Origin of the sequence: Nocardiopsis alba, from assembly GCF_000710955.1 — a bacterium.
Lineage (GTDB): Bacteria > Actinomycetota > Actinomycetes > Streptosporangiales > Streptosporangiaceae > Nocardiopsis > Nocardiopsis alba.
The window spans coordinates 360,585-375,188 of sequence record NZ_BAZE01000001.1 but is presented as its reverse complement, the minus strand read 5'-3'; the positions used below and the strand labels follow the sequence as shown (position 1 = coordinate 375,188).

Genomic DNA, 14,604 nt, shown 5'->3' with positions numbered 1-14,604 from the left:
GATCCGTGTGAGCATGCTGTCGTCTCAGTCACACGATAAGGAGTCGACGCCCATCATGTCCGAGCAGTTCAGCAGCGGTATCGCCCGACGGGCCGTCTCCCTGGCCACGGCCGGCGCCTTCGTCTTCGGGGGCATGTTCATGCTCGCCCCGACCGCCTCGGCGGACGACCTCGACCGCACCCCGGCGGAGGTCATCGAGCAGATCGAGGCCAGAGCCTGGCCCGAGTGGTCGGTCGACAACCCCGGACCGAACATCGACATCCTGGCCGCCCAGTACTTCCTGAGCCACCTGGGCTTCGAGACCGAGCGGCCCGGCTGCCTGTTCACCGAGGAGGTCGAGGCGACCGTCATCGCGTTCGAGGAGGACGCGGGGACGATTCCGGTCGACGGTGTCCTGGACGTGGACACCTGGGTGAAGATGCGCAACGAGCTCTTCCCGTCGGAGGCGGACGGCATTCGCCCCGGTGACCAGGGTGACGCGGTCCGTGCCCTCCAGTCGCTGTTGAACGGCAAGTACGACGCCGGTCTCGACATCGACGGCTTCTACGGCCCCGAGACCGAGGAGGCCGTCAGGGAGGTCCAGCGGGGCGCCGGTATCGGGGTCGACGGTATCTACGGCCGTCTGACCTTCAAGGAGACCATCACCGAGCAGGTCGAGAACGGGTGCGTGAGCATCCCGGAGCTCACGGAGCGCCCGGTCGAAGCTCCGGCCGAGGAGGTCGTTCCGGAGGCTCCCGCCACCGTGGACCAGCCGATCGAGGCCCCGGCCCAGGAGGTCGCTCCGGAGGCCCCGGCCCAGGAGACCGCCCCCGAGGCCCCGGCCGCCGTGGACCAGCCGATGGACGCCCCCGCCGCAGAGGTCGAGGGCGCGCGCGGCTGACCGACCGGTCGTCACGTTCCGCGCCTCGGGCCCGGCTCCTCTACGAGAGGGGCCGGGCCCCCGCCATGTCCCGGACACCCGAAGCGGTCGGCCCGGAACCGGGCCGGCCGGGCGGAGGGGCCGAGACGGATGGGGCCGTCGCACGTACCCGCCCTTCGCGCCCCGTTCACCGATTTGTGCCCGGAGCGGACGGAATAGCAAGAACCGGACTCGCGCTGAAACAATCCGGTGGAAGCTGTCGGAGCCGCTGGATAGGTTGTGGCCCGACACGCCCCGAGACCTCCCCCGGCACCCCGGGGCCTTCGGGGTGCGGGAACACCCGACCGACCGGTCACGGAACAGGAAGCGGGGGCGTATGGCTCAGGGCAGCACGGCGACGAGTCCGAAGGAGCGGGAGGAGGAACGCGAACCCGGCTCCGGAACCCGGGACCGGCCCGACCTCGACGAGGCGAACCGGCACAAGAAGGTCTTCGGACGGGGGATGCGGGTCCTGTGGGTCGCCGCCCGGACCGAACCCTGGATCTTCCTGGCCGCCGTCGGCGGGGCCATGCTCCACGCCGCCGTCACCGTCGGCTCGGCGTCCGTCCTCGGCCACATCACCGACGCGACCATCATCCCCGCCTTCTCCTCGGGTGAGACCACCGCCGCCGCGCTGACCATGGCGGCCGCCCTCCTGCTGGCCGTCGGTCTGGGCAAGGCCGTCGGGCTGGCGCTGCGCCGCCTGCTCGCCGGCCTCATGCAGTTCCGCATGCAGGCCCGCTACCGGCGCTCCGTGGCCCGCAAGTACCTCGAGCTCCCGCTGGCCTGGCACCACCGCCACCCCACCGGACAACTCCTCTCCAACGCCAACGCCGACGTCGAGGCCGCCTGGCAGCCCCTGGCGCCCCTGCCCATGGTGGTCGGCAGCGTGTTCATGCTGTTCATCGCCGCCGTCGCCATGATCGTCACCGACCCGATCCTGGCCCTGGTCGCCTTCGTCGTCTTCCCCGCCCTGGCCGCCGCCAACGTCGTCTTCCAACGCCGTGTCTCCCCGATGGCCTCCCACGCCCAGGCCCTGCGGGCCGAGGTCAGCGGTGTGGCCCACGAGTCCTTCGACGGCGCCCTCGTCGTCAAGACCCTCGGCCGGGAGGACACCGAGACCGAACGCTTCACGCACGCCGCCCACCGTCTGCGCGACGCGCTCATCCAGGTCGGACGCATGCGCTCCATGTTCGACCCCTTCATGGAGGCGCTGCCCAACCTCGGTGTCCTCGCCGTCCTCCTCCTGGGCATGTGGCGCCTGTCCACGGGCGCCATCGAACCCGGCGACCTCGTCCAGATCGCCTTCCTCTTCACCCTGCTCGCCCTGCCCATCCGCTCCTTCGGATGGCTCTTGGGCGACCTGCCCCGCAGCGTCGTGGGCTGGGACCGCGTCCAGTCGGTCCTGAGGTCCGACGGGGCGATGGTCTACGGGGACCGCGTCCTGGAACCCTCGAACCGAGGCCTGGCCCTGAGCGCCCGCGACGTCACCTTCTCCTACGCCGACTCCTACGATGTCGACGGCCGCGACCTCATGGCCGACACCGACGAGGGGGCCCGCACCACCGTCCTCGACGGGGTGGACCTCGACATCGCGCCGGGGCGCACCGTCGCCATCGTCGGTCCCACCGGCTCGGGCAAGTCCACGCTCACCACCGTCCTGATGCGCCTGGTCGACCCCGACACCGGCTCCGTCTCCTACGACGACGTCGACCTGCGCGACCTGGCCCGCGACCAGGTGCCACGGCACGCCGCGCTCGTCCCCCAGGGCACCTTCGTGTTCGAGGACACCGTCCGCGACAACATCGCCCTCGGCGAGGACGTCGACGACGCCCAGGTCTGGGCCGCCCTGCGCCTGGCCCGCGCCGACGGCTTCATCAGCGCCCTCGACGGCGGCCTCGACGCCGAACTGGGGGAGAAGGGCACCACCCTCTCCGGAGGGCAACGCCAACGTCTGGCGCTGGCCCGCGCCATCGTCCGCAGGCCCCGGCTCCTGATCCTGGACGACGCGACCTCCGCGGTCGACCCGCAGATCGAGGCCCAGATCCTCTCCGGGCTCCGGGAACGCGACTCCTCCGCCACCGTGGTCGTGGTCGCCTACCGTCGCGCCACCATCGAGCTCGCCGACGAGGTGCTCTACATGGAGAAGGGGCGGATCCTGGCCCGCGGGACCCACGACGAACTCCTCACCGCCTCACCCGGCTACAACCGGCTGGTCACCGCCTACGAACGCGCCTCCGCCGAGAACGAGGCCGAACGCGAACCCCTCCCGGAGGAGCCCGCGCCGATCGAACCCCACCGCCGTGAGAGGGACGGCGACGCCACCGAGGAGAGCAGCCGATGAGCGTACCCACACGTCCCCGCACCGACGAGGGTCCGGAGGAGGGGCACGAGGAGCGCGGCCCCGAACGGGATCCGGTCCTGTCCCTGCACCAGAGCCGGGACGGCGCGATCGACACCCTCAAACGAGGCCTGAGGCTGTCCCCGGAGTTCGCCAAGGGTCTGTGGCTCACCCTGATCTTCGCCCTGGTCGCGACCGCGGGCAAGGTCATCGTCCCCATCGCCGTCCAGCAGATCATCGACAACGGTCTCACCGGGAGCGGCGGCCCCGACCTGGGATTCGTCACCCGCATGGTGGCGACCTGCGCGGCGCTGCTGGTCGTCACCATGATCTGCTCCTACCTGATGAACGTGCGCCTGTACCGGGCCACCGAGTCCGGGCTGGCGACCCTGCGCCGCAAGGCCTTCCGGCACGTCCACGACCTGTCCGTCCTGACCCAGAACAGTGAGCGCAAGGGCGCCCTGGTCTCCCGGGTCACCGGCGACGTCGACCAGATCAGCCACTTCATGCAGTGGGGCGGGCTGCTCCTGCTGGTCAGCACCGGTCAGCTCCTCGTCGCCACCGTCTTGATGGCGGTCTACTCCTGGCAGCTCACCATCGTCGTGTGGGTCTGCTTCCTGCCGCTGCTCTTCGGCGTGCGCTGGCTCCAGAAGCTGCTGTCCAAGGCCTACCTCAAGGTCCGCGAACGTACCGGCGACATGCTCGGCGCGGTCGGCGAGACCGTCATGGGGGCCTCCGTCATCCGCGCCCACGGCATCGAGGCGCGCACCGCCGAACGCATCGACACCACCGTCCTGGCCACGCGCGGGGCCCAGGTCAAGGCGCAGCGTCTGTCCATGGCGGTCTCGCCCTTCGCCGAGATCGTCGCCGCCATCGCCAACGCGGCCGTGGTCCTGGCCGGTGTGCGGCTCGGGCTCGGAGGAGATCTGACCGCGGGTCAGCTCATCGCCTTCCTCTTCCTCATGACCCTGTTCATCCAGCCCATGATGATGGCCACCGAGATCTTCAACGAGGCGCAGAACGCCATCGCCGGATGGCGGCGCGTCCTGGGGGTCCTGGACACCGTTCCCGACATCGCCGATCCCGGCGAGGCCGGTCGCGTCCTGCCGCGCGGCCCGGTCCGGGTCGACTTCGACCGGGTCACCTACTCCTATCCCGAGGGGCCCGTGGTCCTGGACGACGTCGGTGTCCGGATCACCCCGGGCACCCGGGTGGCGGTCGTCGGCGAGACCGGGTCGGGCAAGACCACCTTCGTCAAACTCCTCACCCGGCTGATGGACCCCGAGAGCGGGACCGTCCGTCTGGACGGGGTCGACCTGAGGGAGGTCGCCTTCTCCTCCCTGCGAAGCCGTGTCGTCATGGTCCCGCAGGAGGGTTTCCTGTTCGACAGCTCTTTGGGCGACAACATCCGCTTCGCCCGGCCCGAGAGCACCGACGCCGAACTGGAGACCGCCATCACCGAGCTCGGTCTCGCCGAATGGCTGGGCGGACTCGCCCACGGTCTGGACACACCGGTCGGTCAGCGCGGCGAATCCCTGTCGGCGGGCGAGCGGCAGCTCGTCGCCCTGGTCCGCGCCTACATCGCCGATCCGGACCTGTTGGTGCTGGACGAGGCCACCTCGGCGGTCGACCCGCACACGGAGATGCGCATCCAGGGCGCCCTGGACCGGTTGACCCGAGGCCGCACCTCGGTCGCGATCGCCCACCGGCTCTCCACCGCCGAGGCCGCCGACCGGGTCCTGGTCTTCGACGCCGGTCGGATCGTGCAGAGCGGAACCCACGAAGAGCTGGTCGGCCGGCCGGGCGTGTACGCCGACCTCTACGCCTCCTGGATCCGGTCCTCCGCCTGATCACGCCCGGACCGTCCGTACCCGGCTCCTCGGAGACGGGCGGTCCGGGACGGCCGGTGCTCAGCGGTCCGTCCGGGCCCACCAATGCGCGGCCAGGAGTTCGGGCACCAACGGTTCGGTGAGCAGACGCACGTCCGGGGCCTGTTTGTTCGCTTTTCCCTGTACGTAGACCGTCGAGGTCGCGCACCGGGACCTGGATCGTTTCGAGATCCGTATTCGTTGCGAAGGGTTCTCAAAGAAACGAGTGGGTGCCGAGGGGTACCGCTCCTTGCTGTGGTCGTGAAACGGTCGACCACAGCCTGTACGCAGGTCTCGAACCGGTGTCCCCGAGTCGATGGTGTGACCTGCCTGTGCTTCGGGAGCAAGGGGCTACTCTGCAGCTGAAGGTGAGAACAGGCTCCCTGATCCACCTTGTTTGGCCCCGAGATGGCCGAATCCGGACAGGGGATCTAGTTTGGGTGTGCATAGCCGCAGCTCAGCGTTGGTGTGTTCATGTAGGTTCGTCTGCTTATGTTCATCTTGTCCTGTTTTGGTGGAGGGTGTTGGTAGGGTTCAAGTGCTTGATTGTAGACATTGAATTATTTCTTTGAAGGGTGATTTTAATGGATGCAGTGCACGCTTGGAAGAGCCCCCGCTACCGTGAAGAATTGGCTGCAGCTGGAGTTGAAGTTCCGGAACACCCGTCCGGTTCGTCGAATGTTCGGATGCTGACCGACACCGAGTTGGGTGCGGTCAACGGCGCTATCACCGGTTCGAAATGCATTGTTTCGGCTGTTGGTACCGGGTGGTGTGCGGCTACCTACGTGTTTGATTGCTAGGTAATCGACATGCGTACCCGGCGTTGATTTTTAGATCAAGTCATTTCGGATGTACGGTCTAGATTAATTTGAGTGGCCGATGTTTTCAGCGTCGGCCACTTTTCTTTGGAGTGATGATGAAGAAGTTCTCTATCTTGAAGTCTGATTGGCAAAGGGCTCTCTATGTTCATGAAAGAGGTGATTGTTTTCTCCTTTCAGAGGAGGAGAGGAGGTGGCAGAAGAAAAAATGGGAGGAGGCTGTAGGGGAGAAAGAATTTTCTTCAACCCTTCATTCTATGGGTTTTGATGCTCCGCTTCTGATGGGAGTTTTTGATGGTGGGGCAGAGAATAGAGAGGGGGATGCCAAGGAGCCTGAGTGGGTTTCTCGTGTTGCTCATTTCTGGTCCTTGGGTTCTGATCTCGGTGGAGAGAGTTTTCTTCTCGGCGTAGAAGAGATGGGCACCGTACGGGCTGCGGAAGAACTCATTTGGGGTTACCAGGTTCAGGTGGCGAGAGACCTCAGAAAGATTGTTTCAGGGATTCCTGAACTTTCGAGTTTGCCCAGTATAATGCTATCCAGATTTCCCATTCAAGAAATAAAGAAGCTCATGCTCCAGACCTATGTACTGGAGCTCAATGTTGCCAGATTGGAAGGCCGCCTTGATGGGCATGATTCTAGAGAGAGGTTTAAAAAATTCAACCAGATCCAGTCGGATGTGGAGTACAAAAAATCCTTCTGGGGAGAGTATCCGGTTCTTCTTAGAAAGATCGAGTTGCTCCTCCATGATTGGAGGGGAGTGGTGTCTGAATTTACCGAAAGACTTGTTTTTGATGCGCCGTTCCTGCGTGAAAAATTTGATATCGATCCGAGTTGTTTGTCGGATGTTTATTTTGGCGCGGGTGACAGGCACAGGTCCGGAAGAAGCGTTGCTGTAGTTGACTTCGGGGGCTCTAAGCTCGTTTACAAACCGAAATCTCTCAAATCTGATGAAATTTGGAACGATGTTCTTGAATGGGTGAATGATCTTTCACCCCGGGTTGCACTACTGAAGGTGAAATCGTGGGATAGGGGTGATTATGGATGGATGGATCATGTCTCACCTCGAGCAGTCTCCTCCGAAAAAGAGGCGGAAGATTATTACTGGCGTGGCGGAGCTCTTCTTGCACTTCTCCATGCACTTTGCGCTACGGATATGCACTATGAAAATGTGATCGCATGTGGAGACAGTCCGACTATTATCGATTTTGAAACTCTTTTCCATCATCCTTACGTAATGGAGGAGAAGAGGCCGGAAAAAAATCTTATTGAAAATTCCGTGATCAACACCGGACTTCTTCCTCAGGCTGTTGTGATGGAGTCGGACAGTGGTCCTTATGCATTTGAAATGAGTGCATTCGGATCAAAGAAGGGGCGTGGTAGGTTCTCATCTCCTGTTCCTCAAGGTGTCGGCACCGATGAGATGATCATATCTCAAAAAGAGTTTCAGGTTCGATCTCCCTCTGAGAACATTCTGAAACTTCATGGGGGTAGCATCAGCGCAGCCGACCATGTGGAGAACATGATCGACGGCTTCGACTGGATGTACCGAACCATCATGGAAAAAAAGGATAAATGGCTTGGAAAGAAAGGGATCCTGGAGAAGTTCTCTTCGGTGAGGATGAGGCGGGTTGTGGCGCCTACCTTCCTTTATATGGATTTCATAAATGCTTCGTGGCACCCTGACTATCTGAGGGATGCTCTGGACCAGGAAAGGCTTTTTTTGAGCCTGGGAAATCTGGCTAGAGGTGTTCCGGGCCGAGAGAGGCTGGTGCGCCATGAGATGAACGATCTTCGTAGCTCGAACGTCCCCTTCTTTGAATCTCTTCCAGAAAGTAGAGGACTAGTCGCTTCCGACGGCTCTTTCGTTGAAGATTTTCTTCCGGAATCAGGAATTTCTTATGCAGCGAGCAGAGTGTCCGGGTTCAGTGAAAAAGAACTTTCCCAACAAAAGCTGATTATACGAGCAAGCTTTGCTGAGGCCCGTGACGTTGCCAAGCCTGAATTGAAGAAAAAAAGAAAGGAATCTTATGGTGGAGGTGACTCTCGAAACTTCTCCCCACTTGAAGCGGCCTTGGACATTGCTCGGGATCTGTTGGATTCTTCTGTTCAAAGTGATGGGTGCATAGGGTGGCTTTCACTGAGCCCACTCCTTGACGGCCATCTCAGGTATGAGTCGGCTGGCATGGATATCGCGTATGGAATTTCAGGAATCGGCTTGTTCTTTTCGGCTCTTGGGGCGAGAAGTGGGGAGCTTTGGGTGCAAAAGGTCGCCGATGCTGTGAGTAGAACGGTTCTTTGGGAGGTCGATGACCTGAAAAAGAGCACAGGGAATATGAAACCTGGAGCGTTTTCCGGAGTTGGATCACTGATCTATTATCTTGCTCATGCGGGAGGCTGGTCTGAGAAGAATGAATGGCGTGAAGAACTCTGGGATGCGGCGGAGAGCCTGGTACCCCTAGTTGAAGAAGGAGTTGCCAGGGATCTCGAGAATGATGTGATCGAGGGCAGTGCAGGGGCGATACTCTCGCTGCTTTCACTTCATGCGGTCCGGCCTGATTCTCAAGCTCTGGCTGCCGCTAGATCAGCTGCGGAGAAGTTGATAAATAATGCCGTTCGAAATAATGATTCTATTTCATGGGGATGGGGAGGGGATCAGAACCACCTCGCTGGGTTCTCTCATGGGGCGAGTGGTGTTGCCTATGCTTTTGCCCGTCTCAACGAGGTCTCTCCGGATGAGAGGTATGTGTCATTTATCGATGGGGCTCTGAACTATGAATCCTCTTGCTTTGACGAGGAAAAGCAGACCTGGCCGGATCTTCGCTCCGGCTCTGATCAAGGCATGATGGCTTGGTGCCACGGTGCTCCAGGTGTTGGATTCGCGCGCATTGGAATCATGAGAACTGTTGCGAATCTCGAAATTAAATACCAGTACCTGGCCGAGGATCTATCGAAAGCCGAAAACTTCACCCGTTCGAGAACGATCGGCGATGATGGGCATCTTATCCGAGCCGACGGTTCGCATGTAGCCTGTCATGGCATTTCCGGAAACCTTGAATTCTTGATGGCTTATAAAAAGATCATGGGTGGCCGTGATGAGGTGCTGCATAGTTCTCTTTATGAGCTCATCCTGGAAGGGGCGTCGCATGCATGGAATACGGGTGAAGTTGAAGAAAAATTTTCACCGGGGTTCCTTTCTGGGATTGCCGGGATCGGGTATGAGATCCTCAAGTTGTCTGACTTCGAAAACATCCCATCGGCTCTCCTGCTCGACCCCCCGAAGGTGATCTGATCGGACATGGAAAAGAGTTTGTCGGGGTCTCGTGAAGTTGTTTCTCCTTTTCTGCCGGAGGCCTTGGAATATTATCAGAAGAAGACCAGAGACGGCATTGGTCGAGGTTCGGAATGCAGTATTTCCGAAGTGGCGGCTCTGTTGGATTTGAATAAATTTAGATTCGCTTTTTTCCTCACGCTTATCCTTGGTGCCCTTGTCGTCCCTTTCGCGGTTCCCTCTGGGGTTGGCTATGACTTCCTTGTTCTGGAGGAAACCGATGAGGGGATTATAGTTTCGACTAATGATTCTGTGTCGGTTTCAGAAGGGGGAAGTCTCTATCTTGAAGTTGGATCTTCGATGTTTCCCGTGCTCCTGGTGCCAGAGGATTCTTTTTCTGATGCTCGGAGTCGAGAAGGGGATTCGCAGTATGAACTGGTTCCGAATCTCGCCTGGAACAATGGAATTGATGTCTTGCACAGTCTCTCTGGAGAAGTGAGGCTGATGAGTGAGAGCAGGTCGCTTTTGAGCGTTCTCATCTCCGGTGTTGGTAGTGAGGGGTGAGTCTGGAAAATGGCACGTAGAACACCGGTTAAACTCCAAGATTCTCAAAGTGAATGCGGCGCCGCATGCCTTGCTATGGTGCTGGGTTATTTCGGCGTCCATGTGAGGTCCAGCGAGCTGGGGGCTCAGTTGAATATTGGTCGTGATGGTGCCAATGCGGGAGATATCGTCGCTCTCGCCAGAGATTTTTACGGTCTCACCACACGATCTTACAAGTCTGATATTCGCAACTTGGAGTCCTTTGAGCTTCCGGCTATTCTCCATTGGGGGTTCGGGCATTACGTCGTGTTGGAAAAGGTTGTCGGAGACACCTTTTACATCATCGATCCGGCTGCTGGTCGACGTCGATCCGATCGTGCCGAGATGGGTCGTTACTTCACCGGAGTGGTCCTGACATTTGCGGTTGATGAGAAATGGTCTCCTCCGAAGATCGAATCTGAGTCGACCCTGAATTACCTGAGGGCTCAGCTTCCTGTTGGTCGGGGTCTCCTTGTTCCGTTTCTTGCTGTTTCCACGGTAGTGCTGATTCTCGGGGCCATTCCCGCGCTTTTCATGAGATATATGGTCGACATGGCCACCATGGGTGGTTCGTTGACACCCATGGGTCATCTATTTTGGGCAATGGTCACCCTCATTATTTGTCATGCGGTTTCCGTCTACGCCAGGGGTGCGATCCTGGTAAGGCTCCGGGCGAAGATCGATATTTCGTTGATGACTAATCTCATGGGAAAGATTTTTCGGCTTCCTCTCGGCTACTTCCAAAATCGAGGTGCCGGTGACATTCTAACGCGTACATCAAGTACGGTAGCGGCCAGAGAGGCGTTGGGTGTTCATTTTGCGACACTCGTGCTTGATCTTTTTGCTGGAATAATTTATGTCATCCTACTTATTTGGATCTTCCCTTTGTTTGGGTTGATGGCGCTTGTGGTGATGCTGTGTCAGCTCCTTGTTGCTTTTCTCTTTACTCCGATCATCAGGATGCAGAGTGAGCGCAAGGTGAGCGCCTTCTCGTTGAGTCAGAGCAGTTTGGCGGAATCCATTAATGGGATTTCGAGTATCAAGGCTTCGGGTGGTGAGGCCTATGCTTATAGGCGATGGGAAAATCATTTTTCCAGGCAGATGTTGGCAACGGTTCGAGAGGAGCGACTCCAGAATCTTCTGACTGCGTTCTTCGAGGTGAGCAGAGTCGGTGTTCCCTTGATGTTGTTGCTTGTCGGTGTTGCTGCGGTCCTTGAGGGTTCTGTGGGGTTGGGGACAATGGTGGCTGCCAACGGTCTGGTGGGTATGGCTATGGCGCCTATCAGTTCCATCTCGCAGGTCTACCAGTCGCTTCAGACGGTCGGTGTCCATGTGTCGAGGATTCAGGGCATTTCTCATGAAGAAGTAGAGCAAAGGGGTGATTCTTTCAAGAAGATTTCCGACCTGAAGCCGAATATCTCCTTCAGGGAAGTGGGCTTCGGGTATCAAGGCGTTGGTGCTCCGATTTTGAAGAACATTTCCCTTGATATTCCGAGTGGGTCTTCGTTGGCGATCGTGGGGCCCACAGGCTGCGGCAAGAGCACACTTGGGCAGCTGGCTCTGGCTCTTCACCTTCCGAAGGCGGGAAGCTTGAAGTTCGATGGCGTCGATATCAATGAATTGGATGTCGTGGAGCTTCGTAAGCAATTTGGTGCTGTTCTTCAAGATTGTGCTGTGTATAGCGGTACGATCTTTGAGAACATCGCGTTGAACTCTCCCGACGCCACCATTGCCGAAGTGGCTTCGGCTGCGCGAAGCGCCTGCTTGGAATCCGACATCATGTCCATGCCTATGGGATACGAGACCCCTCTCGGTGAAGGTGGGTCCGGGATCTCAGGCGGCCAACGGCAGCGCCTGGCCTTGGCTCGGGCCCTGATCGCCGAACCCAGGATGATCCTTCTTGACGAGGCGACCAGTCATCTCGACGTGGCGACGGAGAAGAGGATTCAGGAGAACTTGAAGAACCTGGGATGCACCCGGATCATCATCGCTCATCGTCTGAGCACGGTCGAGGACGCGGATCAGATCGTCGTCATGAATCAGGGTGCTGTCGTCGAGATGGGTGACCATGAAGACCTCATGCAACGCGGCGGTCACTACTTCTCACTCGTTTCGGATGCCCGCCCGATCGGTTCTCCTGGATGATCTCCCCTGTCATGTGGAGACCACGGCGCCCCGGGCCCACCAGTGGGCGGCCAGGAGTTCGGGCACCAACGGTTCGGTGAGCAGACGCACGTCCGGATCGGTGTCCCCGGGATAGCGCACGGTCGCCGCCGCGCCCGGTACGCGCTCCCGATCGGGGGTGGAGCCCACCGCCACGAAGGCGCCCCGCAACTGCACCAGGTGCTCGGCGAACCTCTGGTCGTAGGAGGAACCGGTGAACAGCAACGCCCGGTAGTCCGTCACCGCGGCCGGATGCCGGTCGGTGTGCGACCACTCTCCGGTCTCCGCCACGTGGGCCGTCCGGATCGGACCCCGACGCAGCACCAGGGCCCCCTGCCAGGCAGTGGCGAGCCGTTCCGCGGGGGCCACCAGGTGCACCCCGGACGGGGATTCCAACACCTCGGCCACCTCGGGCACCCATTCCGGGGCCCTCTTCAACAGGGTCTCCTCGGCGTGGGAGACCCGCATCAACAGGCCGGGGAAGTTCCCGCTCCCGCCCACCGGAGCCCCCAGACGGTGCCCCAACAGCAGGAGCAGCGCCAAGGCGTTCCGGTAGGCGTGACAGCCGAGACCGCTCGCCTCCTCACCCGTGCGCAGGGGGACCAGAAGGTCCGCGTACCGGGCCACCACCGTGTCGGGATCCGGGGCCAGGACCACCACCGGAGAACGGCCGACATAACGCTCCAGGCTCGCGCACAGCTCCCGCTGACCGTCGCCCAGGGTCACCCCCACCACCAGGGTCTCCGGGCCGGCGGGTGGCTCCTCCGCGGAGGAGGAGAGGTCGGCCTGCGCGCCGATCCCCGCACGACGCAGCCGGGCCGCCGCCACCGAGCAGGCCCGGTGGGCCGATCCGATCGCCAGGAACCGCACCGAGGCCGGTTCGTCGTCCAGGAGGGCGGGCAGCGCCGCGTAGGGGTCCCAGCGCGGGAAACGGCGGGAGAGCGCGCTCAGCGCTTCGGGTTTGCCCGCCAGATCGGCGGCCAGGGAGTCGGCGGTCACGGAAGGTCTCCAGGTGGTCGGGGTCGTGAGGCGGCCGGGCCGCGCACGCTCGCACTCTAGATCGTGTGCGCGAAGACCGTTCGCCCGCACCCGGTGAGCATCGATCGCGGATCCCCCATAACCTGGGAGCATGAGCGTCAGCAACCTCGCCCCGGACATCGCCGCGCGCCTGAAACGGTCCCCGGAGGGGCTCGTCCCCGCCGTCGTGCAGCAACACGACACCGGCGAGGTCCTCATGCTCGCCTGGATGGACGACGAGGCCCTGCACCGCACCCTCACCACACGCGAGGCCACCTACTGGTCGCGCAGCAGGAACGAGTACTGGGTCAAGGGGGCGACCTCCGGCAACACCCAGCGTGTGGTGTCCGTCGCACTCGACTGCGACGGGGACACCCTCCTGCTCCGCGTCGACCAGACCGGGGCCGCCTGCCACACCGGCGACCGTACGTGCTTCGACGCGGGACGGCTGCTGTGACCACCGCGCGCACACCCTCCAGGACCGGGGCCCGGCGCGAATACGGCGTGGTCACCCTCGCCATGATCGCCGGGGCCGCGCTGATGCTGGCGGCCTCCGGGCGGGTCTGGGTGACCGGATCCTTCAGCTCTCCCGGGCCCGTCGCCCCGGTCCCGGTGGAGGTCACCGGAGGCGAACTCGCCGGAGCCCTCAGCGGCCTCGGATGGGCCGGCCTCGCCGGGATCGCCGGCCTGTACGCCACCCGTTCCTGGGCGCGTCGGGTCGTCGGCGCCCTCATCGTGCTCTGCGGTGTGTTCGCGCTCACCACTCTGTGGTCGGCCACACGCCCCGACGCCCTGATCGGTGCCATCGCCGACCTGGCCACCGACACCGCCGGAACCGGCGAGGTCGTCGGAACCCCCGAAGTCCACGCCCTGGGGCCCCTCATGGGGGCCGCCGGGGGGCTCCTCCTGGCACTGAGCGGTCTGGTGGCGCTCGTGCGTGCCCCTGCCTGGCCGGGGATGGGCAACCGGTACGATCGGGACGCCGCACCGCGTCCGCACCAGGCGGAGACACCTGCCGACCTGTGGAGATCGCTGGATGCCGGTGACGACCCCACACTTGACGCCCCGGGCGACGGCACGCCCACCGCGACCGCGCCGGTGGATCGGGCCGAACCCGGTGACGACACCGAACCCGCACCGCCGGCCGACCGGCCGGCCGAATCGAAGGAGAACCACTGATGGCCGACGCGCACCACGAAGAACACGACGACCACGGCAACACCGTCTCCGCCTGGTTCCTCACCATCAGCTGGATCGTGGCCTGGACCGTGGCGGCCATCGCCGTCATCGCCGGCGGTTCCCTGCTGACGTGGACCATCATCGCCCTGGCCGCCAGCGTCGTGCTCTCGATCATCGCCGGTGTGATGAAGAAGGTCGGTCTGGGCCGTAAGGAGCCCCGCCCGATCCCGCCGACGCGCGAGGAGTGGGAAGCGGGCCGTAAGGCCGCCGCCACGAGCGGCAACTGACACCGTTTCGGGTCGGGGGGGAGAAAACACAGGTCACAACGGGTGAGTAACGGAAAATAGACGAAGGTCCCATGTGGCGGGTACATTCACTTCATCGGTCCTGTCAGCCGTTTCGATCCGGTTCGTCGCTGTCTCGTCGAACCGACACGATGCGAATCCGTCGGCTGCGTACCGGTGACCCC

At 61.8% G+C, this 14,604-nt stretch carries 11 protein-coding genes; 10 read left to right on the top strand and 1 reads right to left on the bottom strand.

All coding sequences use genetic code 11. The features are described from left to right. Positions 1 to 55: 55 nt before the first annotated feature. The 7 genes from TR33_RS01535 to TR33_RS25795 all read left to right on the top strand — a co-directional run bounded on the left by TR33_RS01535 (position 56) and on the right by TR33_RS25795 (position 11,921). Positions 56 to 880 carry a peptidoglycan-binding domain-containing protein gene (locus TR33_RS01535; protein WP_017534064.1) on the top strand — a complete coding sequence of 275 codons (825 nt, stop codon included), beginning with the start codon at positions 56 to 58 and terminating at the stop codon, positions 878 to 880. A gap of 355 nt (positions 881 to 1,235) precedes the next feature. After that, positions 1,236 to 3,242: an ABC transporter ATP-binding protein gene (locus TR33_RS01530; protein ID WP_014913262.1), complete on the top strand. Its 2,007-nt coding sequence runs from the start codon at positions 1,236 to 1,238 to the stop codon at positions 3,240 to 3,242. Then, complete coding sequence (locus TR33_RS01525; protein ID WP_014913050.1) at positions 3,239 to 5,089, top strand: ABC transporter ATP-binding protein; 1,851 nt, start codon at positions 3,239 to 3,241, stop codon at positions 5,087 to 5,089. Before TR33_RS01530 ends, TR33_RS01525 begins: the two co-directional genes overlap by 4 nt. Before the next feature lie 602 nt (positions 5,090 to 5,691). Next, positions 5,692 to 5,907, top strand: coding sequence for a mersacidin/lichenicidin family type 2 lantibiotic (locus TR33_RS27480; protein WP_084570170.1), 216 nt, complete (start codon positions 5,692 to 5,694; stop codon positions 5,905 to 5,907). A gap of 116 nt (positions 5,908 to 6,023) precedes the next feature. Further along, a complete protein-coding gene (locus tag TR33_RS25800) occupies positions 6,024 to 9,215 on the top strand; it encodes a type 2 lanthipeptide synthetase LanM family protein (RefSeq protein WP_234305721.1) in 3,192 nt (1,063 codons plus the stop codon). A 6-nt stretch (positions 9,216 to 9,221) separates the two neighbouring features. Further along, positions 9,222 to 9,758 (top strand): hypothetical protein, encoded by a 537-nt coding sequence (locus TR33_RS26525; protein WP_159068760.1) that lies wholly within the window; start codon positions 9,222 to 9,224, stop codon positions 9,756 to 9,758. Positions 9,759 to 9,767: 9 nt separating this feature from the next. Beyond that, positions 9,768 to 11,921, top strand: a complete 2,154-nt coding sequence (locus tag TR33_RS25795; RefSeq protein WP_042280983.1) for a peptidase domain-containing ABC transporter — start codon at positions 9,768 to 9,770, stop codon at positions 11,919 to 11,921. Positions 11,922 to 11,930: 9 nt separating this feature from the next. Here TR33_RS25795 and TR33_RS01515 read toward each other — a convergent pair whose 3' ends face one another. After that, entirely contained in the window at positions 11,931 to 12,938 is a 1,008-nt protein-coding gene (locus TR33_RS01515; protein ID WP_042280982.1) for a phosphoheptose isomerase family protein, read from the bottom strand. A 130-nt stretch (positions 12,939 to 13,068) separates the two neighbouring features. On the opposite strand from TR33_RS01515, the gene hisI reads away from it, so the two are divergent. The 3 genes from hisI to TR33_RS01500 are packed head-to-tail and all read left to right on the top strand — an operon-like array spanning position 13,069 to position 14,422. After that, a complete protein-coding gene (gene hisI / locus TR33_RS01510) occupies positions 13,069 to 13,413 on the top strand; it encodes a phosphoribosyl-AMP cyclohydrolase (protein WP_014912843.1) in 345 nt (114 codons plus the stop codon). Then, the gene (locus tag TR33_RS01505) at positions 13,410 to 14,135 is read left to right on the top strand and encodes a Trp biosynthesis-associated membrane protein (protein ID WP_042280981.1); all 726 of its coding nucleotides are present in this window, start codon (positions 13,410 to 13,412) and stop codon (positions 14,133 to 14,135) included. Before hisI ends, TR33_RS01505 begins: the two co-directional genes overlap by 4 nt. Next, entirely contained in the window at positions 14,135 to 14,422 is a 288-nt protein-coding gene (locus TR33_RS01500) for an HGxxPAAW family protein (protein ID WP_042280979.1), read from the top strand. The genes TR33_RS01505 and TR33_RS01500 overlap by 1 nt, the downstream gene beginning before the upstream one ends. Positions 14,423 to 14,604 lie beyond the last annotated feature (182 nt).

What these genes read in the sequence shown, in the direction of transcription:
- hisI (WP_014912843.1), top strand. Translation starts at nt 13,069, where the DNA reads ATGAGCGTCAGCAACCTCGCCCCGGACATCGCCGCGCGCCTGAAACGG.
- TR33_RS01525 (WP_014913050.1), top strand. Translation starts at nt 3,239, where the DNA reads ATGAGCGTACCCACACGTCCCCGCACCGACGAGGGTCCGGAGGAGGGG.
- TR33_RS01535 (WP_017534064.1), top strand. Translation starts at nt 56, where the DNA reads ATGTCCGAGCAGTTCAGCAGCGGTATCGCCCGACGGGCCGTCTCCCTG.
- TR33_RS25795 (WP_042280983.1), top strand. Translation starts at nt 9,768, where the DNA reads ATGGCACGTAGAACACCGGTTAAACTCCAAGATTCTCAAAGTGAATGC.
- TR33_RS25800 (WP_234305721.1), top strand. Translation starts at nt 6,024, where the DNA reads ATGAAGAAGTTCTCTATCTTGAAGTCTGATTGGCAAAGGGCTCTCTAT.
- TR33_RS27480 (WP_084570170.1), top strand. Translation starts at nt 5,692, where the DNA reads ATGGATGCAGTGCACGCTTGGAAGAGCCCCCGCTACCGTGAAGAATTG.
- TR33_RS01530 (WP_014913262.1), top strand. Translation starts at nt 1,236, where the DNA reads ATGGCTCAGGGCAGCACGGCGACGAGTCCGAAGGAGCGGGAGGAGGAA.
- TR33_RS01500 (WP_042280979.1), top strand. Translation starts at nt 14,135, where the DNA reads ATGGCCGACGCGCACCACGAAGAACACGACGACCACGGCAACACCGTC.
- TR33_RS26525 (WP_159068760.1), top strand. Translation starts at nt 9,222, where the DNA reads ATGGAAAAGAGTTTGTCGGGGTCTCGTGAAGTTGTTTCTCCTTTTCTG.